Origin of the sequence: Pseudomonas citrullilanati (genome assembly GCF_030580855.1) — a bacterium.
Classification (GTDB): Bacteria; Pseudomonadota; Gammaproteobacteria; order Pseudomonadales; family Pseudomonadaceae; genus Aquipseudomonas; species Aquipseudomonas citrulli.
Genome location: NZ_JAUQOP010000004.1, coordinates 59,670 through 85,346, shown reverse-complemented (window position 1 = coordinate 85,346; position 25,677 = coordinate 59,670). Strand labels below are relative to the sequence as shown.

The 25,677-nt window shown below is 62.7% G+C and carries 23 protein-coding genes; 12 read left to right on the top strand and 11 right to left on the bottom strand.

The window, feature by feature from the left end; translation table 11 throughout:
• Positions 1–5 precede the first annotated feature (5 nt).
• From Q6A48_RS04870 to Q6A48_RS04860, 3 genes are all read right to left on the bottom strand, one after another.
• A complete protein-coding gene (locus tag Q6A48_RS04870; protein WP_304552472.1) occupies positions 6–959 on the bottom strand; it encodes an ABC transporter substrate-binding protein in 954 nt (317 codons plus the stop codon).
• Between the two features lie 97 nt (positions 960–1,056).
• Entirely contained in the window at positions 1,057–2,640 is a 1,584-nt protein-coding gene (locus tag Q6A48_RS04865) for a rhodanese homology domain-containing protein (protein WP_304552470.1), read from the bottom strand.
• Positions 2,637–3,245 carry a cysteine dioxygenase family protein gene (locus Q6A48_RS04860; RefSeq protein ID WP_304552469.1) on the bottom strand — a complete coding sequence of 203 codons (609 nt, stop codon included), beginning with the start codon at positions 3,243–3,245 and terminating at the stop codon, positions 2,637–2,639. The genes Q6A48_RS04865 and Q6A48_RS04860 overlap by 4 nt, the downstream gene beginning before the upstream one ends.
• Before the next feature lie 221 nt (positions 3,246–3,466).
• Between Q6A48_RS04860 and Q6A48_RS04855 the strand changes: the two genes are divergently transcribed.
• Entirely contained in the window at positions 3,467–4,372 is a 906-nt protein-coding gene (locus tag Q6A48_RS04855) for a LysR family transcriptional regulator (protein WP_304552468.1), read from the top strand.
• A gap of 127 nt (positions 4,373–4,499) precedes the next feature.
• Entirely contained in the window at positions 4,500–5,294 is a 795-nt protein-coding gene (locus Q6A48_RS04850) for a class II aldolase/adducin family protein (protein ID WP_304552466.1), read from the top strand.
• 1,556 nt (positions 5,295–6,850) lie between these two features.
• On the opposite strand, the gene Q6A48_RS04845 is transcribed toward Q6A48_RS04850, so the two are convergent.
• Positions 6,851–7,939 carry an LLM class flavin-dependent oxidoreductase gene (locus tag Q6A48_RS04845; protein ID WP_304552465.1) on the bottom strand — a complete coding sequence of 363 codons (1,089 nt, stop codon included), beginning with the start codon at positions 7,937–7,939 and terminating at the stop codon, positions 6,851–6,853.
• A 383-nt stretch (positions 7,940–8,322) separates the two neighbouring features.
• Between Q6A48_RS04845 and Q6A48_RS04840 the strand changes: the two genes are divergently transcribed.
• From Q6A48_RS04840 to Q6A48_RS04805, 8 genes are all read left to right on the top strand, one after another.
• Positions 8,323–9,207 (top strand): ABC transporter permease, encoded by an 885-nt coding sequence (locus tag Q6A48_RS04840; RefSeq protein WP_304552464.1) that lies wholly within the window; start codon positions 8,323–8,325, stop codon positions 9,205–9,207.
• Between the two features lies 1 nt (position 9,208).
• Entirely contained in the window at positions 9,209–10,021 is an 813-nt protein-coding gene (locus Q6A48_RS04835; protein ID WP_304552463.1) for an ABC transporter ATP-binding protein, read from the top strand.
• Between the two features lie 22 nt (positions 10,022–10,043).
• Entirely contained in the window at positions 10,044–11,069 is a 1,026-nt protein-coding gene (locus tag Q6A48_RS04830) for an ABC transporter substrate-binding protein (protein ID WP_304552461.1), read from the top strand.
• A 48-nt stretch (positions 11,070–11,117) separates the two neighbouring features.
• Complete coding sequence (locus Q6A48_RS04825) at positions 11,118–11,930, top strand: energy transducer TonB (protein WP_304552459.1); 813 nt, start codon at positions 11,118–11,120, stop codon at positions 11,928–11,930.
• A gap of 84 nt (positions 11,931–12,014) precedes the next feature.
• Positions 12,015–12,740, top strand: coding sequence for a MotA/TolQ/ExbB proton channel family protein (locus Q6A48_RS04820; protein ID WP_304552457.1), 726 nt, complete (start codon positions 12,015–12,017; stop codon positions 12,738–12,740).
• Position 12,741: 1 nt separating this feature from the next.
• Complete coding sequence (locus Q6A48_RS04815) at positions 12,742–13,143, top strand: ExbD/TolR family protein (protein ID WP_304552454.1); 402 nt, start codon at positions 12,742–12,744, stop codon at positions 13,141–13,143.
• A 245-nt stretch (positions 13,144–13,388) separates the two neighbouring features.
• Positions 13,389–15,080 carry a RopAA-2 gene (locus Q6A48_RS04810; protein ID WP_304552452.1) on the top strand — a complete coding sequence of 564 codons (1,692 nt, stop codon included), beginning with the start codon at positions 13,389–13,391 and terminating at the stop codon, positions 15,078–15,080.
• Positions 15,081–15,289: 209 nt separating this feature from the next.
• Positions 15,290–15,589 (top strand): hypothetical protein, encoded by a 300-nt coding sequence (locus Q6A48_RS04805; protein WP_304552450.1) that lies wholly within the window; start codon positions 15,290–15,292, stop codon positions 15,587–15,589.
• Between the two features lie 171 nt (positions 15,590–15,760).
• On the opposite strand, the gene Q6A48_RS04800 is transcribed toward Q6A48_RS04805, so the two are convergent.
• On the bottom strand, positions 15,761–17,797 hold the full coding sequence (locus Q6A48_RS04800; RefSeq protein ID WP_304552449.1) for an NADH:flavin oxidoreductase: 2,037 nt from the start codon (positions 17,795–17,797) through the stop codon (positions 15,761–15,763).
• 175 nt (positions 17,798–17,972) lie between these two features.
• Here Q6A48_RS04800 and Q6A48_RS04795 point away from each other — a divergent pair, with 175 nt between their 5' ends.
• Positions 17,973–18,872 (top strand): glycine betaine ABC transporter substrate-binding protein, encoded by a 900-nt coding sequence (locus Q6A48_RS04795; RefSeq protein ID WP_304552448.1) that lies wholly within the window; start codon positions 17,973–17,975, stop codon positions 18,870–18,872.
• Positions 18,873–18,932: 60 nt separating this feature from the next.
• Here Q6A48_RS04795 and Q6A48_RS04790 read toward each other — a convergent pair whose 3' ends face one another.
• The 3 genes from Q6A48_RS04790 to gcvA form a co-directional block, all read right to left on the bottom strand.
• Positions 18,933–19,694, bottom strand: a complete 762-nt coding sequence (locus Q6A48_RS04790) for a glucose 1-dehydrogenase (protein WP_304552447.1) — start codon at positions 19,692–19,694, stop codon at positions 18,933–18,935.
• Between the two features lie 39 nt (positions 19,695–19,733).
• Positions 19,734–20,561: an EamA family transporter gene (locus Q6A48_RS04785; protein ID WP_304552445.1), complete on the bottom strand. Its 828-nt coding sequence runs from the start codon at positions 20,559–20,561 to the stop codon at positions 19,734–19,736.
• A 76-nt stretch (positions 20,562–20,637) separates the two neighbouring features.
• Positions 20,638–21,543, bottom strand: a complete 906-nt coding sequence (gcvA, locus tag Q6A48_RS04780) for a transcriptional regulator GcvA (protein WP_304552444.1) — start codon at positions 21,541–21,543, stop codon at positions 20,638–20,640.
• Between the two features lie 237 nt (positions 21,544–21,780).
• Here gcvA and tspO point away from each other — a divergent pair, with 237 nt between their 5' ends.
• Positions 21,781–22,221: a tryptophan-rich sensory protein TspO gene (gene tspO, locus Q6A48_RS04775; protein ID WP_304552442.1), complete on the top strand. Its 441-nt coding sequence runs from the start codon at positions 21,781–21,783 to the stop codon at positions 22,219–22,221.
• Between the two features lie 60 nt (positions 22,222–22,281).
• Here the strand turns inward: tspO and Q6A48_RS04770 are convergent, their stop codons facing one another.
• The 3 genes from Q6A48_RS04770 to Q6A48_RS04760 all read right to left on the bottom strand — a co-directional run bounded on the left by Q6A48_RS04770 (position 22,282) and on the right by Q6A48_RS04760 (position 25,644).
• Positions 22,282–23,205: a fumarylacetoacetate hydrolase gene (locus Q6A48_RS04770; RefSeq protein WP_304552441.1), complete on the bottom strand. Its 924-nt coding sequence runs from the start codon at positions 23,203–23,205 to the stop codon at positions 22,282–22,284.
• The gene (locus Q6A48_RS04765) at positions 23,202–24,476 is read right to left on the bottom strand and encodes an MFS transporter (protein WP_304552439.1); all 1,275 of its coding nucleotides are present in this window, start codon (positions 24,474–24,476) and stop codon (positions 23,202–23,204) included. Before Q6A48_RS04765 ends, Q6A48_RS04770 begins: the two co-directional genes overlap by 4 nt.
• 118 nt (positions 24,477–24,594) lie before the next feature.
• Positions 24,595–25,644, bottom strand: a complete 1,050-nt coding sequence (locus Q6A48_RS04760; RefSeq protein ID WP_304552438.1) for a type III polyketide synthase — start codon at positions 25,642–25,644, stop codon at positions 24,595–24,597.
• Positions 25,645–25,677: the final 33 nt, after the last annotated feature.

Here is a 25,677-nt window from a genome sequence, read left to right as displayed (position 1 = left end):
CTCCTTTAGCGCGAAGCCTGGGTGAGTGGGGCACGCAGGGGGTTGAAGCTCTTGTCGAAGCCTTGGGAGACATCGATGTGACGCGTCAACAAGCCTTCTTCCTGATAAATGTCAGCCGTGGCTTGCAGGCCGCTGACCACCGCGTCGTCGATCGCGACCGGCTGCATGTGCGTGGCGTTGGCCACGGCCAGGTGCACCTCCAGGGGCAGGCCGGTGATCTTGGCTTGTGCGGCGGCGTACTCATTGGGGTGGGCATTGCTCCAGCGGTAGGCCCGGTCGACCCGGGCGACGAAATCGTCCAGTTGCTGGCGTTTATCGGCGATGGCCTGGCTGGTGGCGGCGAGATACAGGTGATTGCTCAACAAGTTGCTGCCGCTGACCAGGACCCTGGCCTGGCTTTGCGCCGTGACCACGGTGGTGAAGGGGTCCCAGGTGGACCACGCGTCCGCAGTGCCGTTATCCAGCACCAGCCTGGATTCGCTGGGCAGCAGGAACAGGAACTGCACGTCTGCGGTGCTCAGGCCCGCGCTGCGCAGGGCCTTGATCGCCAGGTAGTGCCCGATGGAGCCGCGCGTGGTGACGATGCGCTTGCCCTTGAGATCGGCGACCGCCTTGATAGGCGAATCCTTGGGGACAAGCATCGCCGTGGTATTGCGGCCTTCGGCGTGGATGATGCTCACCACTTTCAGCGACGCTCCGGCGCCCAGGGCGAACACGTAGGGCGCATCACCGAGGGCGCCGATATCCACGGCCCCGGCATTCAATGCCTCGCCTAGCGGCGCGGCGGCGGGGAACTCGGAAAATTGAATGTCATAAGGCACGTCCTTGAGCTCGCCGGACACTTCCAGCAGGGCCTTGATGGTGGACTTCTGGTTGGCGACGCGCAGCGGTTGCAAATCGGCGGCGTGGGCCGAGCCAAAGGCAAGGGTGATCAACAGCAGGGGGAGGGTCAGGCGCATTGCGGGGCTCCAGGCTGACGGTGTTGCGTTCAGTCGCCTCCGCCTGGAGAAGGGGTCGGCTGGAAAAGAGAGGGACGATCATCGTCCCTCCGTGCGTTCAGATGACGAAAAAGCCGTGGGTGCCGTCGCGGGCCAACTGGTCCACGAGGCCATACTCCCAATCCAGGTACGCCTGCATGGCCTCCCGGGGGCTGTCGGTCCCCTCGTAGGGCCGCCGATAACGGTCGATGCGCGGCGAGGCGAGGCGCGTTTCGCCGTGTTCCAGCGGCAGTTGCGCGGCAATCCAGGCAGCGGTGCCGTCGCGCAGCAGGAACACGGCCTTGCCGGTCAGGGCTTCAACCTCGGCCACCGCCAGCCGTGCCAACTGGCTGCTGCCGCAGGTCAGGACGTAGCGTTGGGCGGGCGGCACCTTGCCCAGGGCCTCGTCCAGTTGCGCGCGCAACACCCACCAGGCTCCCGGGATATGCCGCTTGACGTAGTTGGCGCTGGTGGTGAAATCCAGGACTGCCGTGTCCCCTTCGGCCAGCCACTGCTCAAGGGTGTCGGGGCTGATTTCCTCGGCCTGTGGCGCTGCTGGAACGGCGGTTTTCCACGGGCCTTGCTCACTGAAATGCCCAGGCTGCACATCGTCCAGCACGTGCACCTCCCAGCCCAGTTGCGCGAGCCAGGAACCGGTCATGTTGGCGCGCACGCCATCATCATCGACCAGCACCAGGCGCGCGCCGCGAACGCTGGCGAAGTGATCGGTTTCCTGCACCAGTTGGCCACCGGGGGTCGAGCGGGACGCGGGCAGGTGGCCGGCCTCGAATTCCTCCGGCGTGCGCACGTCGAACAGGTAAGTGCTGCGTGCCGCCTCCTGCTGCCAGCGTTGCAGGTCGGCGAGGGTGGCGCGACCGACCAGCGCCTTGTCGGCGACGCGACGGGCATCGCGGGCGGCGATGGTTCGATGCTCTTGGGCGACGCTGGGGAAGCGGCGCGACTGGCCGTGCTCCAGGGTCTGGCCGGCGAGGGTCCAACCGATGGTGCCGTTGCGCAGGGCGGACACCGGGTTGGCGATGCCGGCGTTGATCAGTGACTGGGTGCCGATGATGCTGCGGGTACGCCCGGCGCAGTTGACGATGATCCGGGTCGACGGGTCCGGCGCCAGTTCCCGTGCCCGCAACACCAACTCCGCCCCCGGCACACTGATGCCGCCGGGAATGCTCATGGTCTGGTATTCGTCGAAACGTCGCGCATCGAGCACCACCACGTCGGCCTCGTTGTCGAGCAGCGCCTTGACGTCTTCGGCCGCCAGCGACGGCGTATGGCGCTGGCTTTCCACCAGCTCACCGAAGGCCTTGCTCGGCACATTGACGTCGATGAACAGCTCGCCACCTGCCTTGCGCCAGCCTTCCAGGCCACCTTCGAGCACGCTGGCATTGACGTAACCCAGGTCTTGCAGGCGCTGCACCGCAATCTCGGCCAGGCCTTCACCGTTGTCATAGACCGTCACCTGCGTGTCGCGCCTGGGGATGCGCGAGTAGACCTCCAGCTCCAGCTTCGACAGTGCAATGTTGGCGGCAAACAAAGGATGCCCCTGGGCGAAGGGCGCCTCTTCGCGCACATCGACGAGGGCCAACTCCTCACGGTTCAGCAACGCGTGGCGGATCTGCAAGTAGGAGCGGGTACGTACAGTGCTCATAAGGCTTGGCTCTCTTTGGACAAGTCCCAGATGTTGGGGAGGAAGGCGTTGGAATAACCGGAAATGAACAACTTCTCGCTGCCGTCGGGCTGGTACACCGCGCGGCGGACGGCACCGATGTTGGCGCCGTAGACGTGGATGCTGATGGACACCTGGTCATCGAAGGCATTGCTGACCTGGTGGATGTCGCCCACCTTGGGGGAGACGGCTTCGACCTGGCCCGGACGAAGCTGGAGGCGTACGCCCTCGGCGACCAGATGCCCATCCGGATGACGCTCAAAACCCTGGGAATATTCCGCCCCGCGCAACATGCCGATCAGCCCCCATATCCGATGATCGTGGATCGGCGTGCTTTGCCCCGGTCCCCAGACAAAGCTGACGACACTGAAGCGTTGGCGCGAATCGGCGTGCAGCAGGTATTGCTGATAGCGCTCGGTGTCTGGCCGGGCAAACTCCTCCGGTAGCCAATCGTCGTGGCTGACGAGTTGACCGAGCAGCTTGCCCCCGCGATGGAGCAGGTCGCCCTCGCGAGGATTGCTGTCGATCAACTCCGCCAGGGCGCCAATGAATGCTCTTAATCTCTCTGGGTGTCGGGCCTGGGTCATGGCGATTCCGTTGTCGTGGGTGACCTGTGTTGTGACTTATGTAAGCATAATGATCGAAACTAATATGCTATTTTTTTATGATTAGCTTATAGCTGTAATGCATTTGGAGTGGATGGTTATAGCGCCATAGGTTATGTGTCGATGGGCTGGGCTATCCAGCCACCGGCATTGGCACTATGCTTTTCACACATCTTATTGACGGTTCTCTATGTGCGGCCCAAATGAAAATTGACGATATTGACGCCTTTGTCGAAGTGATTCGTTGCCAGTCCATCAGCCATGCCGCCGAGACGTTGCAACTGACGCAGCCGGCGATCACGCGGCGCGTGCAGAACTTCGAGCAGGCCTTGGGCGTGGAATTGTTCGACCGCAACACCAAGCCGCTCAAGCCGACCTTGATCGGCACGCGGGTCTACGAGCAGTGCCGTTTGATCCTGCGGGAGATGGATGCCCTGCGCGAGCTGGTGGCCACCGACGCGCCGCCTACCGGGTTGTTACGCCTGGGCGTTCCACAGACGATCGGTGACGTGGTGCTGCTCGATGCCCTCAAGCACTTGCGCATCGAGTACCCCGAGTTGCGCGCCCAGGTGGCCACGGGCTGGGGCAGTCAATTGGTGGGCAAGATCGAGCGCGGCGAGTTGGATGCGGCGGCGGCATTGTTTCCGGCTGGCAAGATTTTCCCCGATAACATCGTCGGCGAGTCGATCGGCAAGATGGAGTTGGTCGTCGTCTGCGCCAAGGCGCAATTGCCCAAGCGTCCCTGCAAGCTGGCCGATGTCTACCAGGATGGCTGGGTGCTCAATCCCGATGGTTGCGGTTTCCGTGCCGGCTTGCAGCGAACCTTGTCGGACCAGGGCTTGGCCCTGCGGGTCAACCTGGAGACCTTTGGCACTGAACTGCAACTGGGCCTGGTCGCCGATGGTCTGGGCCTTGGCTTGGTGCCGCGTCCGTTGCTGGAACGCAGCGCCCATCGTGAGCAACTGGCGGCCATGCCGCTCAAGGACTTCAAGCCAGTGATGGACCTGTGGCTGATCTACCCGCACTTCCTCGGCAACCTGCAAGGGCCGGTGGATGCGTTTGGGAAACGGGTGGCCGGTTCGCTGCAGAAGGTCAAGAGCGCCGCGTAAGGTGTAGGGAGGGTGATTTATAATAAAAAATAATAATAATTAGCTTAGATTAAAATGTGCTTTTTATTATTTTTTGCCTTCCCCTAGGCTTGCTGGAGACCCATCAGGCCATCCAGGAAGTCTTGCCATGAGCAGCGTCAGCCCGCTATCCAGCGTTTCAAAGAATGTCCGTCAACGCGTCACGCCCGAGGAATGGGAAGTGCGCGTCAAGCTGGCCGCCGCCTACCGGTTGGCGGCCCTGTTCAAATGGACCGATCACATCTACACGCATTTCTCCGCACGAGTGCCAGGGCCTGACGAGCATTTCCTGATCAACGCGTTCGGGCTGCTGTTCGATGAAATCACCGCGTCCAACCTGGTCAAAGTCGACGTCGACGGCACGATCGTCGACGACCCTACAGGGCTGGGCATCAACCACGCCGGTTACGTGATCCACAGCGCCATCCACGGTGCGCGGCCCGATCTGCAGGCCGTGCTGCATACCCATACCCGCGACGGCATTGCGGTGTCCGCGCAGCGGGACGGCTTGCTACCCATCTCCCAGCATTCCATCGCTTTTTCCGGCCGGGTGGCCTACCACGGCTATGAAGGCATTGCGCTGGACCTCGACGAGCGCGAACGGTTGGTGGCGGACCTGGGGGACAAGAGTGTGCTGATCCTGCGTAACCATGGGCTGCTGACCGCGGGCGTCAGTGTCGAACATGCGTTCCAGCAACTGCAAGGACTGGAGCGCGCCTGCAACATCCAGATCGCAGCGCAGGCCGCTGGCAACGCTGAACTGATCTTCCCTCCGGCCGACGTCGTCGCCAAGGTCGAAACCCAGGCCGAGACGCTCAAGCGTGGCGATGGACCGGGGGTCGCGCGGCATTGGAATGCGCTGATCCGGCAGTTGGAGAGGACTGACCTCGACTATAAGAACTGAGCCCTGTTGTGGGAACGGGCCTGCCCGCGAAGGCGTTGGCGCAGGCGGCATCGATGCAGCCGACCCACCGCTTTCGCGAGCAGGCTCGCTCCCACATTGGTTCTCGGTTGGTCACAGAACCAGGTCCACCTAGAAAACTGTGGAAGCTGGAAGGGGGCACTAACCCCCGGCCCAGCACAAATCCCCGGTGGGAGCGGGCTTGCCCGCGAAGGCGGTGGCACAGGCGACATCGATGCAACTGACCCACCGCTTTCGCGAGCAGGCTCGCTCCCACACTGGATCTCGGTTGGTCACAGAACCAGGTCCACCTAGAAAACTGTGGAAGCTGGAAGGGGCACTAACCCCCGGCCCAGCACAAATCCCCGGTGGGAGCGGGCCTGCCCGCGAAGGCGGCGGCACAGGCGGCATCGATGCAGCTGACCCATCGCTTTCGCGAGCGAGCCCGCTCCCACATTGGTTCTCGGTTGGTCACAGAACCAGGTCCACCTAGAAAACTGTGGAAGCTGGAAGGGGGGCACCAGACCTCGGCCCAGCACCAATCCCCGGTGGGAGCGGGCCTGCCCGCGAAGGCGGCGGCACAGGCGGCATTGATGCAACTGACCCACCGCTTTCGCGAGCAGGCTCGCTCCCACATTGGTTCTCGGTTGGTCACAGAACCAGGTCCACCTAGAAAACTGTGGAAGCTGGAAGGGGGTCACCAGACCTCGGCCCAGCACCAATCCCCGGTGGGAGCGGGCCTGCCCGCGAAGGCGGCGGCACAGGCGGCATTGATGCAACTGACCCACCGCTTTCGCGAGCGAGCCCGCTCCCACATTGGTTCTCGGTTGGTCACAGAACCAGGTCCACCTAGAAAACTGTGGAAGCTGGAAGGGGGTCACCAGACCTCGGCTAGCACAAATCCCCGGTGGGAGCGGGCCTGCCCGCGAAGGCGGCGGCACAGGCGACATCGATGCAGCCGACCCACCGCTTTCGCGAGCAGGCTCGCTCCCACACTGGATCTCGGTTGGTCACAGAACCAGGTCCACCTAGAAGCTGTGGAAGCTGGAAGGGGGCACTAACCCCCGGCCCAGCACAAATCCCCGGTGGGAGCGGGCCTGCCCGCGAAGGCGGCGGCACAGGCGGCATTGATGCAACTGACCCACCGCTTTCGCGAGCAGGCTCGCTCCCACACTGGATCTCGGTTGGTCACAGAACTAGGTCCACCTAGAAAACTGTGGAAGCTGGAAGGGGGTCACCAGACCTCGGCCCAGCACAAATCCCCGGTGGGAGCGGGCCTGCCCGCGGAAGGCGGCGGCACAGGCGACATCGATGCAGCCGACCCACCGCTTTCGCGAGCAGGCTCGCTCCCACACTGGATCTCGGTTGGTCACAGAGCCAAGTCCACCTAGAAGCTGTGGAAGCTGGAAGGGGGCACTAACCCCCGGCCCAGCACAAATCCCCGGTGGGAGCGGGCCTGCCCGCGAAGGCGGCGGCACAGGCGGCATCGATGCAGCTGACCCACCGCTTTCGCGAGCGAGCCCGCTCTCACAGGAAGTCCACAGTGCCTGCCAATGCGATCAAGCGACTTTTTCCGCCGCCTGGCGTTCGCGTTCGGCGATCAGTTGGCGGGTCAGTGGGATCAGGCGCTTGCCATAGTCGATGGCGTCTTCGAGTGGATCGAAGCCGCGAATCAGGAAGGTAGTGATGCCCAGGTCGTAGTAGTCGAGCAGCGCCTCTGCCACTTGTTCCGCAGTGCCTACCAGGGAGGTCGAGTTGCCCTGGGCGCCCAGCAGGCCGGCAATACCGGTCCACAGTCGCTTGTCCAGGCGCGAGCCCTGGGCTGCCGCCGCCAGCAGGCGTCGCGAGCCTTCGTTCGGTGGTTCCCGGCGCACGAAACCATTGCGTTCGGCCAGTGCGCGGGCCTGCTGCAGGATGCGTTCGGCGCGTTCCCAGGCCTGTGCCTCGGTGTCCGCCAGGATCGGTCGCAACGACAGGCTGAAGCGGATGCTGCGACCGTGTTTGGCCGCTTCGGCACGGACCTGGTTCACCACCTCGCGCACTTGTTCATAGGTTTCCCCCCACAACGCATAGACGTCCGCGTGCTTGCCCGCCACGGCGATGGCGGCTGCCGACGACCCGCCGAAGTACAGCGGGATTTGTGGCTGCTGCGGTGACTTGACATCCGAATGCGCGCCTTCGACCCGGTAGTACTGGCCCTGATGATCGAAGGGCTGTTCATGGGTCCATTCCTGGCGCAGCACGTCCAGGTATTCATCGGTGCGAGCGTAGCGCTCGTCCTTGCCGATGTAGCTCCCGTCGGCACGCAGCTCGCGATCGTCGCCTCCGGTGATGATGTGCACGGCGGTGCGCCCGCCGTTGAACACATCCAGTGTGGCGAACTGGCGCGCAGCCAGCGTCGGCGCGACGAACCCCGGTCGGTGGGCGATAAGGAACTTGAGTCTTTTCGTCACGCTGGCCGCGTGGGAAGCGATCAACGTGCTGTCGGGGCTGTTGGAATGAAACGCGACCAGCGCCCGGTCAAAACCCGCTTCCTCATGGGCCCGGGCCACCTTCTCGACGTAGTCGGGTTGCAGGGACGGACCGCTGCGAGGGTGGATTTCCGAGGCGTGGTGGCCGCCGATGAAACCGATAAATTCAACACTCATGATGGGTTCCTTTTTTATTGAACGGGGTGTGATTGCACCTCCACCGGGCAAGGGGTCGGTCCGTGACGAACAACGGTAGGCGTTGTGGGGTTGGCCTGTGAAATGCCGATTCGTTCTATGTTAAGTATCAAAAATATTAATCAAGATAATGCGTTGTTATCAGATCTATGCATTTTAATCAGGTTGGCCCAGTCGCCTTTGTACCGTGCTGGCTGTGGCGGATTATTATGCAAATAATTTATTTATAGAGATTTTTATCTGATTACTAATCATATTAGGTTATTCCTAAAAAGAATTTCACTGAGAGTTTTTATGTGAATAGCATGAAAACGAAGCGGATGCATGGCGCCTGTTGCCATGTTCTTTTTGAGGAAGGAAGCCTGATGAACGACAAGACTGCCGAGACACAGGGCACCAGCCATTCGTTGTACATCGATAAAGCCTTGCGGTCCGACGGCGCGGGGCGAGACGCGTCGAGATGGGGCCCCGAGCGGTTGCGTCAGTGGCACGCGCCAGAGGCGCTGTTGCGCCTGATCAGTCCGATCGTGTTGTTGCTGTTATGGGAGTTGGCATCGCGCTGGGGCCTGATTCCGCAGCGGGTCATTGCCGCGCCGTCGCAGATCGGCGGGACGCTATGGACCATGATCGTCTCGGGCGAGCTGGGCAGGCACCTGCTGGTTTCGTTGCAGCGGGCACTCGTGGGGTTGAGCATCGGCGTCACCCTCGGCGTGATCGCGGCATTGATCAGCGGCCTGACGAAACGTGGCGAGGTGGTTCTCGACTCGCCGATGCAGATGCTGCGCACCATCCCTTCGCTGGCCCTGGTGCCGCTGTTCATCCTCTGGTTCGGCATTGGCGAGTTCACCAAGATCGCCCTGATCGTCATCGGCACCACCTTCCCGGTGTACCTGAACCTGTTCGCCGGCATCCGCAATATCGACCCCAAGCTGATCGAGGCGGCCAACACCCTGGGCCTGAGCCGTCGAGAGCTGATCTGGCACGTGATCCTGCCGGGCTCCTTACCTTCGTTCTTCGTCGGCCTGCGCTACTCCCTGGGCATTTCCTGGCTGGCCCTGGTTTTCGTCGAGCAAATCAACACCACCGCCGGTATCGGCTACCTGGCCAGCGATGCGCGAGATTTCATGCGCACTGACGTCATCGTGATCTGCCTGCTGATCTACAGCGTCCTTGGCCTGTTGATCGATGGCTTGATCCGCACGCTGGAGCGATTTGCCCTGGCCTGGCGCCCAACTTTTGTGAGGAATTGATATGTCGAGCATTGATCGTGTGGATGCGTCCAGAACCACGGAAACCGTAGCGCCCGTGCAACTGCGCAATGTGGTGCGTCAATTTGGCCAGCAACGGGTCATCGATGGCCTGGACCTGGACATCGCCCCGGGTGAGTTCGTCGCGCTGCTGGGCGCCAGTGGCTCGGGCAAGACCACCTTGCTGCGCAGCCTGGCCGGGCTCGACAGTATCGACAGCGGTCAACTGCGGGTGCCCAAGGCGCGGGCTGCGGTGTTCCAGGAGCCCCGGCTGATGCCCTGGAAACGGGCGTGGAAGAACGTGGTGCTTGGCTTGCGCATCGCCAATGCCAAGGACCGGGCGATGGAAGCGCTGACCGAGGTGGGCCTGGCCCATCGGCTGGAGGCCTACCCGGCGACGCTGTCCGGCGGCGAAGCCCAGCGAGTGGCGCTGGCCCGTGGCTTGGTGCGCGAGCCCAAGCTGTTGCTGCTGGATGAGCCGTTCGCCGCCCTCGATGCGTTGACGCGGATCCGCATGCATCGGCTGATCATCGACCTGTGGCGCAAGCACACGCCTGCCGTCCTGCTGGTGACCCACGATGTGGACGAAGCGATCCTCCTGGCCGATCGGGTCATCGTGCTGGCGAACGGCAAGATCGCCGAGCAACTGGCGATTGATCTACCCAGGGCACGGGACACCGGCCAACCAGGCTTCCAGCAAATCCGTGCACGCCTGCTGAAACTGTTGGGGGTCGAAACCCTGGAACCTGCCGTCCAGGCGAGTGGCGCTGCCCGCCAGGCGATCCATGGCAGCGTGCGGCGGTTTGCCCATGGATGACCTGTCGATGAAGGCGCTTGCCATGCCCAGGCGCACCTGGAAAGCCACGACCGCACTGTTGGCCGGCACCGCATTATTGCTGGCGGGCTGCGGAGGAAGCGGCGACACGAAGTCGCCCACCGCCAAGGCCCCCGACTTGTCCAGCGTGACCTTGGTGCTCGGCGACCAGGCCAAGGGCCTGCGCACGGTGGTGGAGGCATCGAATGCCTTGGCAGGTATCGAATACAAGGTGCAGTGGGCGAACTTCCAGGGCGCCGCGCCGTTGTTCGAGGCCTTGCGTGCCGGCGCTGTCGACCTGGCGCCGGCGGGGGATACGCCGGTACTTGCGGCAGCAACGGGGGGCACGCCATTGCGGATTGTCGCGGTGCGGCGCGGCCAAGCGCGAGGGATCGCGATCCTGGTGCCGCCGGATTCGCCGATTCGCGGCGTTGCCGATCTGAAAGGCCGCAACGTCGTGGTCTCATCCGCCCGCGGCAGCATTGCCCAGTACCTGCTGATTCGTGCACTGGCCAACGCCGGGGTCGATGAGAAAGACGTCAACGTGGGGTTTGTCCTGCCGACCGATGCCTTGCCAGCCTTCAATGCCGGAAAAATCGAAGCCTGGGCGACGTTCGGTGTCTACCAGGCGTTCGCCGAGCAGAAAGGCGCCCGGGTGTTGCTCAGCGGGGAGGGGATCAACTCGGGCCTGACGTTTATCACCGCCTCCGATGAGGTTTTGAACGACCCGCTCAAGCGCAGGGCCTTGAGCGATGTCCTCGGGCGTTTCGCCACGGCCTTCGAGTGGGCGCAGGACAATCGCGACGAGTACGCCCGGGTCTTCGCCAGGGTCAACGACATTCCCCTGGAGGTCTCGCAGACGCTGCGCAGTTGGGGCGACGAGTCGCTCGTCCCGGTCGAGGCACGAGATGTCCAGGCTTTGCAGCAAGTCGACGATTTGTTCGTGGACAAGAAGGTCTTTCCCCATCGCGTCGACGTGAAGGCGCTGACGGATGAGCAGGTGTTCACCCCGACGCCTTTGGCACTGACGCAATCGGCACCAACGCGTTAGCCCAGGTTCTGGCGCGTAGGCGATTTGGACATTTACAGGAGTCGATCAATGGGCAATGTTCGGAGCGCCACCCGTGCCCTGGAGGTATTCCAAGGCCCGCGACCGGGAGGCGAGTTGCTGGACCTGGGGCGCGTGTTTCGCGAACCCCTGGCTTCGTCGCGGTTGCACACCACGCCCAGGCGCGTTGCGAGTCGCCGCGAAGGGCTGTTGCTGGGGATATTCGTCCTGGTGCTGCATGGCGCGGTGATTGTCTGGGTCAACCAGGCGCCCGCGCCCGTCTTACCCGTGGTGCCGCCGGAGATTCCCCCGATGACCCTCGAATTTTCCCAGCCCGCGCCGCCGCTGGTGGAGCCTCCACCGCCCGCGCCGGCCCCGCCGCCGGTGGCCGAACCCCCGCCGCCGGTGGAGGACGAGATGGCCGTCAAGCCGCCACCGCCCAAGCCGATTCCCAAGCCCAAACCGGTGGCCAAGCCGGTGCCAAAACCCGTGGCCAAGCCAGTGGCGCAGCCTCCGGCACCACCAGCGCCGCCGCAACCAGTCGCGGCCCCGGCTCAGCCCGCACCCCCTGCGCCGAAACCGCTGACGCCACCGTCGGCCAGCGCCGGCTACCTGAAGAATCCGGCGCCGCAATACCCGTCGCTGGCCATGCGTCGGGGCTGGGAAGGCACGGTGTTGTTGCGGGTGCAGGTCCTGGCCAGCGGCAAGCCCGGCGAGATCCAGCTGCAGAAAAGCAGCGGCCGCGATCAACTCGATGAGGCCGCGCTGGCGGCGGTCAAGCGCTGGAGTTTCGTGCCGGCCAAGCAGGGCGATGTCGCCGTGGAGGGCTGGGTCAGCGTGCCCATCGACTTCAAGATCAAATAACTCAACGTAACCGACAGACCGCGAGCCACCTGACAAAAGGCGCATCGCTACAACCGACTTAGCGCCTTGTTGGAGAGCTCGACCATGAACCTGATTGCATCGCCTTTCGAATCCATCGAACACGCCGTCATCTGGCTGTTGATTCTTTTTTCCGTCGCCACCTGGGGCCTGGCCTTGCTCAAGGGCGTGCAGTTCGCTCGCCTCAAGACCCAGGACCGCAAATTCCATAAACGCTTCTGGGCCGCCTCCAGTCTTGATTCCGCCGCCGACCTGGCCCTGGGCCAACCGGGTGCTGCGGCCCGCGTGGCACTGGCCGGCTATGCCGCGATCCAGGTGCCGGAAGGCCAGCAGGCCACGGACCTGAGCCAGTCGATCAATCACCAGGACCGACTCGAACGCGCCTTGCGCCAGCAGATCGTGCGTGAACGTCGTTCGTTGGAAAGTGGCCTGGCCATTCTGGCGAGCATTGGCAGTACCTCGCCCTTCATCGGTTTGTTCGGCACCGTCTGGGGCATCATGTCGGCCCTGAAAGGCATCAGTGTGGCGGGCTCGGCCAGCCTGGAAACCGTGGCCGGGCCGATCGGTGCCGCGCTGGTCGCCACGGGTGTCGGCATCGCCGTCGCGGTGCCAGCCGTACTGGTCTACAACTACTTCCTGCGTCGACTGAAACTGACTGCCGCCGACCTGGATGATTTCGCCCATGACTTCTACAGCCTGGCGCAGAAAAATGCCTTCCGCGTGCTGTTGCATCCGGTGCTGAACAAGCCCGGCGCGAATGTCGCCGGACAGCCCGTCAAGGAGGCCTCCTGACATGGCCTTCTCCACACAAGACAGCGACGAAGTACTCAGCGAGATCAACGTCACGCCACTGGTGGATGTCATGTTGGTGTTGCTCGTGGTGTTCATCGTCACCGCGCCACTGCTGACCAACGCCATCCCCATCAACCTGCCAAAGACCGAGTCGGTGGCGCCGGTGGAGCAGAAGGACCCGCTGGTGGTGAGCATTGATGACAAGGGCAAGGTGTTCATCAACAAGGACGAGATCCAAGCGGAACTGCTGGAATCGAACCTGCAAGCCGCCAAGGCGAAGAACCCTGATGTGCGCGTGCAACTGCAGGCGGACAACGGCGTGAATTATGGCGAGGTGGCCCGGGCCATGGCGTCCATCGAGCGGGCGGGGATCAACAAGTTGTCGGTGATAACGGCGAAATAGAGGATGATTCTTCGGGTGTCGAAGACGCCGCTCGAACGAGGACCTGAAGACCGCACTGGTTTGCAACACCATCGACAGGCTTTTCAACACCGCCATGGCAGGGCCGGGTATCGCCTGTCTACCGGCATGCCCGGCGAGTGTGGGTGTATCACGTGGCCGCTTGTTTTCATTTCTATTACATCTTTTGGAACGCTTTTTCCGGCACGGTCACTCAGGTGTAGGAATGCGCCGCTCCTACGGGAGTCATGCGCATTTTTCTGTGTCAACACCAAGAGGGGAATGCCGTGGATACGATTAACGTAGGTGCAAGCCGCGAGCTGACTCATGTACCTGATGAGATACAGCAGGAAGCAACGCCACAGGTCTCTCAATCCCATAGCCTCGGCTCCACAGGGGCAGCGATGAGAGTGCGGCTTCAAAACCATTTCGAGGCTCATCTGGAAACGGAGGCCGGCTCCGATCAAGCTGCTTCCCCTGCTTCAAGCGCCCGCAACGCGGAGCTGAACGCCATTTGCGATGATCGTGCTCAACGGCTTGAGGCAAGGGGCTATAACGCCCATGACATGGAGAAGGCGGAAAAAAACGCCGCCAGAGCGGACAGATTGTTTGCCTCAATAAAGTCAGGAATGGGGGGGACGCCCTTTGCGGCGCTTACCGAGGCCGGTAATTTCAAGCCGTCGATCCTCCAGGTGGCGGGCAAGCAGGCCAATACCGTGCGCGAGGCGGCTATCGAGAACGCTATGTCATGCTTGTATGCCGGTATGGCGGATGCTGCAGGTAACAAGACGATCGCGGGCTTCAAGCCAGGTTATTACCTCAAGCCCGAGAGCGACACATTGCACCCGGCGCTTCAAGCGTCGGTGGCGGAAAAGTTGCTGGCTTTGGACAAAGGCCCATTGCGTAATGCTTTCGACGAAGCCAATAAGTGGCTGACCGGGTTCGCTGTACGTAACACGGCCATGTACGCATCAACGCTTGCCATGACGGCGGCTGGCAAAGAGGAGCTGGATGCAATCCTGCAACCGGCCCTACGACCGGTCACGGCTATCATCGTGGGTATCGCCATCGAGCATTACAACGTGAGCCGCGATCGCACTCACCATTTAGCTGACCCTGCCATGCTCTATGGTCGTCGAGATGCCGTACCGCAAGGGCAGCCTCATAAACCGATCGATCAAGACACCGAATGGCTGGATGACTTCGAGACTTTAAAGGATCTCGATGCCACTGCCTTGGTCAAGATGGTCTCCGCACGGCTGGGTGAGGGGGCGGCTACGGCCCTGAATGCGGTCATCAGCGGCGATGCCCTGAAGGAGATACTGGACCCGGTCAGTGTTGTAGGGAATGGCCTGCTGATTGGCGGTTTTTCTGCAATGGGCGCGGCGACCACCGCCACAGCCAACCTGGCGAAGTCCACTGAGCTGGGAAAAATGGCGGCTACCGCTGCCTCGGAGGGGGTAAAAAACGTATTGGGTACCCTGGCTTTCGGCCTGTGGGCCGCTGGCGCTTCGCTAGGCGGCTCTGTGCCGAAAAAAGCCATCGCGGCCGTCGATGCCCATGTACCAAAAGCAGTAGAAGGGGGCGCAGACGCAGCCGGCAGGGCGGCGGTCAAGGGCGGTGAGCTTGCACTCAAGACATCGCTCACTGGCGCCAGATTCGCCAAACAGACGGCTGTTTCAGCGACCCACCATACAAAAAATGCAGCTCAAGCGGCAGGGGATGGCGTCATGAGCGTTGCCAGCGCCATTGGCTCCACCTCCCAATCGGCCTGGGACAAAGGCGTCGGGGCGCTGAGGCAACGCACCGCGGCCACCGCTCAAAGCCAAGTCGCTCAGGGTCAGAGCCTGCCCATGCAGCCGCTCGCAGGTTCGCAGGTACAAGCTTCGTCTTCAGCGCCCGCGCGTCCGCCTGCCCAGGATGATGGGGATATCGTGTAGACCGAAAAAGGGAACGTCACGATGACAGCTGAAGCGAGGCCGCTACTGACCGTTGGCGTTTTGTATTGTGGTTTCGATCTCGGCAGTGGTGCTGCCTTGGGGCTCGTGCGCGATCTGTATCCGCAGGGAATGAGGGTCATCAGGGGCCGGGAACGACCCGCTGCGCCTGTCAGTCTACCGGTCTCTACTCATCGGTAAGGTACAGCGCAATGGATAAGACCATCACTGTGGATCAGCTGGCTAGCACCGACCTGGGGCCCTTCAACGAGATATGGCTCGGTGGGACGCATACCCAGCTATGCCTATGGCGTGGTGCCCAGGTTTTCACCCACGAAATGCTCAGCGAGGGCACCCACGATCAGAATGTACAACGCCTGTGCTTGCAGTTGGTCAACCCTGACGACCAGGCCGCGGTAGCCCGTGTTGAGCTGATCGCGCGCGAACAGCTGAACAAGTTGGGGAAGGCGGGCGAATTTTATCCGGCTGAGGAAGCGGACACCCATCAATAGTCGCCCGGCAGGGTCTGATAAGGAACAGGGGCCTCGGCTGGTCATGATTGGGGTGGGGGCCGTCCAAGCGGAAGGCTGACCTGGCGACAGGGCCCGCTTGAAAAGGCGGGGGTAGGCGCGTCAACGCGCCTTGTATTCACGTCTACATGGCTTCGAGTGATGGGCATGGCTTCAGATGTCCTTGACCAGGCGCAGCGCATCGTAGATGGCCGCGTGGGTGTTGCGCGCCGACACCGCGTCGCCGATGCGGAACAGTTGGAAACGGCCCTCGGGGTGGGTCACGATGTTCTGGCTTTGCCCGGCGATCAGGCGATGCTGTTCGACCGCGCCGTTGTTGCTCGAATGCGGGCGCAGTTCGAAGTACAGGTCGTCCAGGGGCAGGGTGCCGTGGTTGATCACCACCTGGTCGACCACGCGCTGTTTGTGTACCTGGCCATAATCGCTGCCGAAATGGGCAACCAATTGCCCGTCGCGCCGTTCGACGGCGTCGACTCGATAGGTGACCGTGAAGGTGACGTCAAGGTCTTGCAGGCTGCGCATGTAGGGGACCAGGTTCATCGCCATGACCTCTGGCGAGAACGACCGGTCCGGGGTGACGATCTCCAGTCTCGCGCCGCTGTTGGCGATGACTTCGGCCGCCTGCAGCGCTGCGTGGTCGCCAGCGTCGTCGAAGATCAGCACGTTCTTGCCTGGCTTGACGTCGCCGGAAATGATGTCCCAGGTCGACACCACCCATTCATTGCCGTGCTTGAGCACTTCTGTGTGGGGCAAGCCGCCCGTGGCGACGATCACTACGTCCGGTTCCTCGGCCATGACGGTCACGGCTTCGGCCCAGGTGTTGAAGCGGAACTTCACGCCCAGCCGTTCGCACTGCGCCATGCGCCAATCGATGATGCTGATCATCTCGCGCCGCCGCTCGCTCAGGGCGGTCAAGCGGATTTGCCCGCCGGGCTGGTCCGCCACTTCGAACACGGTGACGTCGTGGCCGCGTTCGCCCGCCACCCGCGCTGCCTCCAGGCCCGCCGGGCCGGTGCCGATCACCACGACCCTGCGTTTGAGCGCCGCCCTGGGGATCTCGTGGGGCATGCTGGTTTCGCGCCCGGTGGCCGCGTTGTGGATGCAGTACGCGGCACCGCCCTGGTAGATACGGTCCAGGCAATAGTTGGCGCCGACGCAGGGGCGGATCTCTTCTTCACGCTTCTCGATGATCTTGCGCACGATGTGCGGGTCGGTCATGTGCGCGCGGGTCATGCCGATCATGTCCACCTTGCCGGAGGCGATGGCATGGCGCGCCGTGGCGACGTCCGGGATCTTGGCCGCATGGAACGTCGGGAAACCGGTGGCCGAGCGAATCTCGCCGGCAAAATCCAGGTGCGGTGAATTGCGCATGCCCTGGATGGGAATCACGTCGGTGAGGCCGGCATCGGTATCGATGTGCCCACGCACGACGTTGAGGAAATCCACCAGCCCGCTGTCCTTGAGCAGGTGGGAGATCTGCAGGCCGTCGCGGGCACCGAAGCCGCCGGGCAGGTCTTCGTCGCCGGTGTAGCGCACCCCGAGCAGGAAGTCTTCGCCGCAACGCTGGCGGATCCCGCGCAGGATGTCGAAGGTGAAGCGCAAGCGGTTGTCCAGCGAGCCGCCGTAAGGGCCGTCGAGGTCGTTGGTCAGGGGCGACCAGAACTGATCCATGAGGTGTCCGTAGGCTTGCAGTTCCAGGCCATCCAGGCCGGCGGCCTTCATGCGTTCGGCGGCGTCCACGTAGTCCTTGATGATCCGGTCGATGTCCCAGTCTTCGAGTTTTTTCGGAAAGGCCCGGTGGGCCGCCTCGCGGCGATGGGACGGCGAGACCACCGGCAGCCAGTCGGCCTTGTCCCAGCGCGTTCGCCGGCCGAGGTGAGTCAGTTGGATCATCACTGCCGCGCCGTGTTCGTGGCACTCATCGGTCAGGTCCTTCATCCACTTGACCACCTCGTCCTTGTACGCCAGCACGTTGTTGAACACCGGCGGGCTGTCCCGGGACACCGCGGCGGAGCCTGCTGTCATGGTCAGCGCCACGCCAGCCTTCGCGCGTTCGACGTGATAGGCCCGGTACAAGTCCTTCGGCATGCCGTCGACCGGATAAGCCGGCTCATGGGCGGTGGTCATGATCCGATTCTTGAGGGTCAGGTGTTTGATCTTGTAAGGCTGCAGCAGTGGATCGCTGGACATGGTGTCGTGCTCCGAGGCAAAGCATCAGGCTGGGTTTCGACACCACGGTATGTTCCGTGTTCATGCGTGTCAATCTCTGTGACACAGGTGTACATTTTGCTTGCGCGGCAAAATGACCAGGATTAACATCCGGCCGAGACTTGGGGGCAATAACCACAGTAAGCGGAGATGCACCATGACGACGTTATTCAGCAAGACCCGTGGCGGTTGGCTCGCCGGCCTGGCGATGATTGCCGCTGGCCTGGTAGCCCATGCCGAGGAACCCACGCCCATTCGCATCGGCTGGGTGAACTGGTCGGATACGGAAATCGCTGTGAAGCTGGCGGACACGGCATTGCGCGACCACTTGAAGCAACCGGTCAAGTTGGTGCTCGCCGATATCGGTATTCAGTTCCAGGCCTTGGCCAACGGCAATATCGACCTGATCCCGATGGTCTGGTTGCCGAGCACCCACAAGGCGTTCTACGACAAATACAAGGACAAGCTCGAAGACCTCGGCGTGTTGTATGAAGGGCGAATCGGCATGGCCGTGCCGACGTTCATTCCCACCAGTGAGGTTGCCTCTGTCGAAGACCTCAACAAGCCTGAAGTCCGGGAAAAACTGGGTGGCAAGATCCTGACGTCGGAGGTGGGCAATGGTCAGTACAAACTGACGGAGCAGGCCATCAAGGAATACAAGCTCGATGGCTACAAGATGGTCGCTTCTTCAGAGTCGGGCATGTTGAGCGAGCTGGATCGCAACCTCAAGCGTGACAAGTGGTCGTTGGTCAACGCCTGGAGCCCGCACTGGATGTTCGCCAAGTGGCCGTTGCGCTACCTGGACGATCCGAAGCAGATTTTCGGTGGCGCCGAACAGATCCACGCGGTCGCCCGCAGAGGCTTCAGTGCCGAGCACCCCGATGTCGCCCGCTTCTTCGCCAACTTCAAGATTCCCAAGGCCGACCTCGAGCAGCTGATGTCGAGCGCCCGGGACAGTTCGGCGGACAAGGTGGTTGCAGCGTATTACGCCGCCAATAAGCCCCGCTTCGAAGCGATGTTCGGCGGCCAGACCGCTTCCGCCACGCCAGCCCAGTGAGGGCCGCCGCAGTCCAGGGGTTTTATCGCCGTCCAGCGCCCTGCGTGAAGGGCGCCGGGCTCATTTGCCGCCGGTGACGTCGAGGAATGTACCCGTCACGAAGGATGCCTGCTCGCTGGCCAGCCACAAAATGGCCCGGGCCACTTCCTCCGGCTGGCCACCGCGGCCCATGGGGATCGAGTCCTTGACCCGATCGACCCGTCCTGGCTCGCCGCCGCTGGCGTGCATCTCGGTGTAGATGTGGCCGGGGCGAATGCAGTTGACGCGTATGCCTTCCCGGGCCACTTCCTTGGCCAAGCCAGTGGTGAAGGTTTCCAGGGCGCCTTTCGACGCCGCGTAATCGACGTATTCGTTGGGGCTGCCCAGGCGTGCCGAGGCCGAGGAAACATTGATCACCACGCCGCCCGGGCCGTTGTGCCGGTAGGCCATGCGCTTCACTGCCTGCTGGGCGCAGAGGATCGGGCCGATGGCGTTGACCGCGAAGATGCGCTGCATGCGCTCGAAGCCGAGGTCTTCCAGGCGCGATTGGGTCTGGATGATCCCGGCGTTATTGACCAGGACATCGATGCGCCCGAACGAACGGTCGATGGCGGCGAACAGCCCGGCGACCTGCTCGGGGTCCGCGCTGTCGGCGCGCATGGCCAGCGCCCGTCGTCCCGACGCTTTTACATCTGCCACCACCGCCCGCGCCGCGGGCTCGTTGGTCACGTAGCTGATCGCGACGTCGTAGCCTTGCGCGGCGGCCAGCCGTGCGGTGGCAGCCCCCACTCCGCGACTGCCGCCGGTGATCAGGATCAATGGTGCCTGTGAGACGTTTTCCATGGGAATGACCTCCTGCGACGGTGAGAAAAAAGGGTCCTGTCAGCCGATGATGAGGATGCCGCAGGCGATCACGACGCAGGCCAGGATTCGGCGGACGGTGAGTGCCTCGCCGAGGAACAGGTAGCCAATCAATGCCGCGAACAGCACGCTGGTTTCGCGCAAGGCGGATACCGCGCCCATGGGCGCTTCGCTCATGGCGTAGATGACGATGCCGTAGGCCAGCAAGGAGACCAGCCCACCGGCCAGGGCGGTCAAGGTTCCGGGTCGGCGGCGGAACAGGCTGCGGGCGTCGCGCAGGCCGATGTACACCAGCGGCATCAATACGCCCCACAAGGCGCACATCCACAGGGTGTAGGCGAGCGGCGCGCCGGAGAGCCTGGCGCCGATGCCGTCGGTGACGCTGTAGGCCGCGATGAAGCAGCCGGTGCCCAGCGCATAGGGCAGGCTGGGAACCGACAGCTGACGGCCACGGAAGGCCAGGGAAATGATTCCGCCCGACACCAGCGCGATGCCGAGCAGCGCGCCAGGGAGGATGCTTTCCCCGGCAAAGGCGGCGGCCCCCAGGGTGATCAGCACCGGTGACGAGCCACGGGAAATCGGATAGACCTGCCCCAGGTCGCCGAGCCGGTAACTGCGCACCAGGAACAGGTTGTAGCCCACATGCAGCAGGGCCGACAGCACCGCGTAGCCCCAACTGGCCGCCGCCGGCGGTGCCATGAACGCCGCCGACACGGCACTGGCGACGGCAACGGCGACGCACATCATGGTCATTGACCAGAGTCGATCGGCGCCACCGCGCAATAGCGCATTCCAGCCGGCATGCAGGAGGGCGGCGAACAGAACCAGAAGGGTGATATGGATAGGCATGGGCGGCAGTTTATGCAACCCGGTGTCCGGACGACAGAGAAGTCTCCTCATTGCAGCATGAGGAAAACCTCATGCATCACTCGTAGGCGCGTTGGACTTTCAACGCCTCGCTCGACAGCCATTGGCGAAAGCTGACGATGTGCGGCTGCGATTCGATGCCTTTCGGACAGACAAAATAGTAGGCCAGCGGTGAGGGAAACGGCACATCGAACAGACGCACCAGGCGCCCATCGCTGATTTCGCTTTCAACATGCCCGCTGCGCACCAGGGCCACTCCCTGGCCGAGCAGGGCTGCCTCGACCGTCATGTTGGTGTCGCCGAACCGGACGCTCTCCTTCAGGGGCAGGAATTCCAGCCCGACCTTCTGGAACCAGACCTCCCATTTCGGCACCAGCTCGGCGCCATCGCGGGTCAGCAGCGGGTAATGCAACAATTCGGCGGGGTTGCGCGGCATCCCGAAGCGCTGCAGCAGCTCGGGACTGGCCACCGGAAACACTTGCTCGCCGAACAGGAACTCCGAATGCAGTCCCGGGTAAATGCCCTTGCCTAGGCGGATCGCGACGTCGGCCTGGGCGCTGGAGAATTGGATGATCTTGTCCGTGGTGTCCAGCGAGACCAGCAGTTCGGGGTGCAGGCGAGAGAGGTTGGGCAGGCGCGGCAACAGCCATTTCAGGGCGAAGGAATAGGTGGTGCTGACTTCGAGTCGGACCCTGTCTTTCTGCTCGCGCAGATCACTGAGGGTGGCCTCCAGGCTCATGAAGAACTCTCGCACAATAGGGGCCAGCGTGGCCCCGGCGGCCGTCAGGCTCAGGGATTTGCCCCGCTCGAACAGTTGCAGGCCCCACAGCGCTTCGAGGTGCTTGAGCTGGTGGCTGACCGCGCTTTGCGTCACGTGCAATTCCTGGGCGGCGGCGGTGAAGGTCGCGTGTCGGGTGGCGACTTCGAAGGCACGCAGGGTGGCGGTGGGCGGCAGGTCTCTCATACAGGTGGGGCCCCGGCAAGTCATCAGGAACGCGCATTATGAGCGTCAACTCATGATAGAGCATCTCCCATGGCTGGCGAGCGACCGGACCAGATCGGCCCGTCATACGACGCTTCATTGAATTTATCCGCCAATGATCGAGTCCTTGAGAAGGGGACGAAGCGTCTTCGTGCCCCGCACTTGAAATAGACGGCCTGGCTGTTCATCCAGGCAACGGACCTGCCCTGAGGACAAACAATGACCTTTTTCATCTTTCTGTTGGCTTGTGCGGCTGCGGCGAGCACCGGGATCATCTTCAAGCCAGGCCCTTGGTACGAGTCCCTGGTGAAGCCGGGCTTCACGCCGCCCAACTGGCTGTTCCCGGTGGCCTGGGCCGTGATCTATCTGTTGCTGGCGTGGGCGGGCTATCGCCTGGCACTGATTCCTGGGAGCCAGACGGTGATTGCACTGTGGGCGGCGCAGATCGCCCTCAACACGTTGTGGACGCCGGTGTTTTTCGGCGCCCACCAGATGGTCACCGCCCTGGTGGTGATCACGGTGCTCTGGCTGGTGGTGGCGGCCATGGTGGTCCTGACCTTGCGCCTGGACGTGATCACCGGGTTGATCCTGTTCCCTTACCTGGCATGGCTGTGCGTGGCGACCGCATTGAATTTTTCCATCTGGCGCAAGAACCGTTAGGGCCGGACTTCCAGGGCGGCCCTGACAATTGCGGCGCACAGCACAAGTCCCATGCTGCCCTCAGGATTTCCTGGGGGCCGACAACGGGAGGTCGATGCACGGGCTCTGCGGTGCGCGGCGTGGGGGCAAGGGAAACAGCGCCACGAGCTCCTCTTCGACGATCTGGTTGCTCATGGTCAACTCCAGTTCCGGGCAATCGATGCTGAGCCAGTCACCGTGTTGAAGCGGCACCTGGGTGGTGCGGTGACTCAAGCTGTGGAAGACGTAATGAACCAGCCCCGGCTCGAGGAACTGCTCATGTTTCTCCAGGAATTCCTGCGAATATCGCCGCAGGCTCTGCCAGGCATGCAGGCTCATCCGATGATGACTGGCAGCCAATGGCTGGCCCTCGCGTTCCACTTGCACATTGATGGCCAGGTCGCCCTGCATTTCGCCCAGGATCAACGCCGGCGCCACGGCGCAGCTCCGCAAGCGCGCCTGTGCGGAAGAAAGGGCATCACGGCCGTGCAGCACGTGATCGTGAAGGTCGTTGCCGAGGGTGAAGCCGATGAAGCGCAGCGCGCCAAAATGGTCGACCCAATAGAGACAGACGATGCACGGTTCGCTGCTGATGCTCTGTGAATGGTAAGGCACCTGCAGCGGGTCGCCATCCGTCTTCAGCAGTCGGCCGTTGCCCTTGTAGTACCAGGCCTGTTCGGTCCTGGCGGTACAGAGTGTGACTTCGCTGATCTGCACCGACAGGTTGTTATCGGGCTTGAGCGGTGGCCGGTATTTCACGGCGGCGGACGTGAGCGGGTAGGGGGTCGAGGGCAACCCCTTGAGGTAGGTTTCCCAGTCGAGGTTGCCCTGGGCGCAATGGGTCAGCGCTTCGTACAGGTTGCCCTGGGAAGGGCGCACTTCCAGGCTCTGTCCGGATTTGAAGTCGAACACGCCGAGGCCGCGTTGCGGTTCCGGAGTGTCCAATAACATCACGTACTGCGTCATGACTTGTCCTCCAAGGTCAGGTGGGCGGGTAGGGGAATGAAGTCGTCGAGGCCGTTGAAGGCGGGGTTGGCCTCCTTGAGTCGCAAGGACAGCACGCCGCCCGTGAGGCTGCCGGCCAGCGCCAGGAACAGGATGGCGGTCAGTCCCCAGTTCATGGCGATGTAGCCGGCGACCACGGGCGCGACACCACCGCCCAGGATCTCCCCGCACCCCACCACCAACCCCGTCGCGGTGGCCAACAAGCTGGGCGGCACCGATTCGCTGGTCAGCGGCCCGACGGTGATGCAGATCAGGCTGAAGTTGATGAACGATAAAAAGAACAGCTGGAGGAACAGCAACCAGGGCAACGGCGGGCTGACGATGAGCAGGCCCACCAGCAACGCGCTGATCATGAAGCAGACGGACACGACGGGCTTGCGACCCAGTTGGTCGGACAGCCCGGGAATGACCAGTTGACCAAAGAATCCACCCAGGCCGATCGCGGAAATGATCATCGCCATGGAGAAATCGCTCAGGTGCAGGATGTCGGTGAGGTAGCTGGGCAGCAGGGCACACAGGACGAACTGACACGTCAGGATGCACAGCATCAACGCGATATTGAGCCGCACATTGCCGCTGGCCAGGGCGGTTCGCCACTGGCTGTTGGCGGCCTGGCCGATGGGCTGGGCGTGAACCACCTGGGTCGGTCGATAGCTTCTGTACAGGTACCAGGCCACGAGCAGTCCCGGTAACGAGATGATGGCGAATACCACGCGCCACGATCCGAAGAATTCCAGCAGGACACCCGCCAGCAGGGGGCCCAGGCACAATCCGATGATGGGAAACAGCGCCTGTTGGATCCCCAGGTTGAGGCCCCGTCGGCAGGGCTGTGACACTTCATCGGTGACAATGATGCTGACCGGCGTGAAGGCGCCTTCACACACGCCCATCAAGGCCCGCAGGAGCACCAGGCCCACCAGGCTGGTGATCAAGGCGGACGCCCCGGCCAGGAGCGACAACAGGGTAATCGACAACACCAGCAGTTGCCGGGTGCCCAGCAGCCGAATGGCGGCGCCCATGAACAGGGCCGAACCGCCCCACGCGAAGGCCAGGATCGCCGACAGCAGGCTCAAGTCCTGATAATCCAGGGCCAGGTCGCGCATGATCACCGGGAACAGCGGCATGATGATGAACCGGTCCAGTCCTACCAGCCCGAAGCTCAACGACAAAAGAACGACCATGCGCCGTTCATAGCCACCCCAAGGTCGGGCGGCCAGGTACTTCCTCTCCATGTTTTTCCCCTTCTATCCTTAGCCTTTGGAAGCCCTCTCGAACGAGGTGGATGCCGGCGGCCAAACACCTGAGCCGGGGGCAGGTGTGCCCCCGGCTCCGTGCTTTTGCCATGGTCGGTCAGGCGACCCACTTGCCCACGGCCATTTCGGCGGTGAAACCGGGGCCGAAGGCGGCCAGCATGCCCGTCGCGCCGGCGTCGGGCCCGCTGTCGAACTGGCGCTTGAGCACGTCGAACACCACCACGCTGGCAATATTCCCGGCTTCGCTCAAGCTGTCCCGCGACTGCGCGACCCGGCCAGGTTCAAGGTCCAGTTGCAGCACCAGTTCATCGAGGATTTTTCGTCCGCCGGTATGGAAGATGAAAAAATCGTTTTGCGCGCAGTGCTGGTTGAAGGTTTCGTAGTTCAACTCTTCCATCATCGGCGCCACGTCTTTGATGGAGTTCATGACGGCCTTGTCCAGGGTGAAGTGGAAGCCACTGTCCTTGACGTCGTATTTGATGTAATGCTCGCTGTTGGGCAGGAAATAAGAGCCGGTCTTGGCAATCTTGAATCCAGGCGCCTTATCGTCGGCTCGCATGACACAGGCCGATACCGCATCGCCGAACAGTGCCGCGGAGATGAACGCATGCAACTTGGTGTCGTCGGGTTGATAGCAAAGCGACGAGAACTCCAGGGAGACGATCAGCACATGGTTGTCCGGCGACAGGCTGGCGAAGTCATTCGCCCGGTTGATCGCCGCGGCGCCCGCCACGCAGCCCAGTTGGGCAATCGGCAGTTGCACCGTCGATGTGCGCAGCCCCAGGTCGTTGATCAAGTGGGCCGTCAGCGAGGGCATCATGAAGCCGGTGCACGAAGTCACGGCGACCATCCGGATGTCATCGGTGGTCAGCCCGGCGTTCTCGATCGCCTGGCGGGCCGCGAGGGACGACATGCGGCGGGCCTCGCGCTCATAGATGATGCTGCGATGGGTGAAGCCGGTGTGCACCGCCAGTTCATCGATCGGCAGCACCAGGTGGCGCTCATTGACCTGGGTGTTCTGGATCATCCGTTTTGCCAGGGCCATTCGAGGATGGTCATCGTGCAACTGTTCCAGATGCTCGATCATTTGTTGCTGGGTAATCTTGTGTTGCGGGAACAGCAAGCTGGGTTTGCAAAGTGTAGACATGACAAGTCCTCGGCTGATAGCCAATAAAGAGTT

Bases quoted from the DNA above. Each gene is read 5' to 3' on its own strand.
- Q6A48_RS04870 (WP_304552472.1), bottom strand. From the start codon at position 959: ATGCGCCTGACCCTCCCCCTGCTGTTGATCACCCTTGCCTTTGGCTCG.
- Q6A48_RS04865 (WP_304552470.1), bottom strand. From the start codon at position 2,640: ATGAGCACTGTACGTACCCGCTCCTACTTGCAGATCCGCCACGCGTTG.
- Q6A48_RS04860 (WP_304552469.1), bottom strand. From the start codon at position 3,245: ATGACCCAGGCCCGACACCCAGAGAGATTAAGAGCATTCATTGGCGCC.
- Q6A48_RS04855 (WP_304552468.1), top strand. From the start codon at position 3,467: ATGAAAATTGACGATATTGACGCCTTTGTCGAAGTGATTCGTTGCCAG.
- Q6A48_RS04850 (WP_304552466.1), top strand. From the start codon at position 4,500: ATGAGCAGCGTCAGCCCGCTATCCAGCGTTTCAAAGAATGTCCGTCAA.
- Q6A48_RS04845 (WP_304552465.1), bottom strand. From the start codon at position 7,939: ATGAGTGTTGAATTTATCGGTTTCATCGGCGGCCACCACGCCTCGGAA.
- Q6A48_RS04840 (WP_304552464.1), top strand. From the start codon at position 8,323: ATGAACGACAAGACTGCCGAGACACAGGGCACCAGCCATTCGTTGTAC.
- Q6A48_RS04835 (WP_304552463.1), top strand. From the start codon at position 9,209: ATGTCGAGCATTGATCGTGTGGATGCGTCCAGAACCACGGAAACCGTA.
- Q6A48_RS04830 (WP_304552461.1), top strand. From the start codon at position 10,044: ATGCCCAGGCGCACCTGGAAAGCCACGACCGCACTGTTGGCCGGCACC.
- Q6A48_RS04825 (WP_304552459.1), top strand. From the start codon at position 11,118: ATGGGCAATGTTCGGAGCGCCACCCGTGCCCTGGAGGTATTCCAAGGC.
- Q6A48_RS04820 (WP_304552457.1), top strand. From the start codon at position 12,015: ATGAACCTGATTGCATCGCCTTTCGAATCCATCGAACACGCCGTCATC.
- Q6A48_RS04815 (WP_304552454.1), top strand. From the start codon at position 12,742: ATGGCCTTCTCCACACAAGACAGCGACGAAGTACTCAGCGAGATCAAC.
- Q6A48_RS04810 (WP_304552452.1), top strand. From the start codon at position 13,389: ATGCGCATTTTTCTGTGTCAACACCAAGAGGGGAATGCCGTGGATACG.
- Q6A48_RS04805 (WP_304552450.1), top strand. From the start codon at position 15,290: ATGGATAAGACCATCACTGTGGATCAGCTGGCTAGCACCGACCTGGGG.
- Q6A48_RS04800 (WP_304552449.1), bottom strand. From the start codon at position 17,797: ATGTCCAGCGATCCACTGCTGCAGCCTTACAAGATCAAACACCTGACC.
- Q6A48_RS04795 (WP_304552448.1), top strand. From the start codon at position 17,973: ATGACGACGTTATTCAGCAAGACCCGTGGCGGTTGGCTCGCCGGCCTG.
- Q6A48_RS04790 (WP_304552447.1), bottom strand. From the start codon at position 19,694: ATGGAAAACGTCTCACAGGCACCATTGATCCTGATCACCGGCGGCAGT.
- Q6A48_RS04785 (WP_304552445.1), bottom strand. From the start codon at position 20,561: ATGCCTATCCATATCACCCTTCTGGTTCTGTTCGCCGCCCTCCTGCAT.
- gcvA (WP_304552444.1), bottom strand. From the start codon at position 21,543: ATGAGAGACCTGCCGCCCACCGCCACCCTGCGTGCCTTCGAAGTCGCC.
- tspO (WP_304552442.1), top strand. From the start codon at position 21,781: ATGACCTTTTTCATCTTTCTGTTGGCTTGTGCGGCTGCGGCGAGCACC.
- Q6A48_RS04770 (WP_304552441.1), bottom strand. From the start codon at position 23,205: ATGACGCAGTACGTGATGTTATTGGACACTCCGGAACCGCAACGCGGC.
- Q6A48_RS04765 (WP_304552439.1), bottom strand. From the start codon at position 24,476: ATGGAGAGGAAGTACCTGGCCGCCCGACCTTGGGGTGGCTATGAACGG.
- Q6A48_RS04760 (WP_304552438.1), bottom strand. From the start codon at position 25,644: ATGTCTACACTTTGCAAACCCAGCTTGCTGTTCCCGCAACACAAGATT.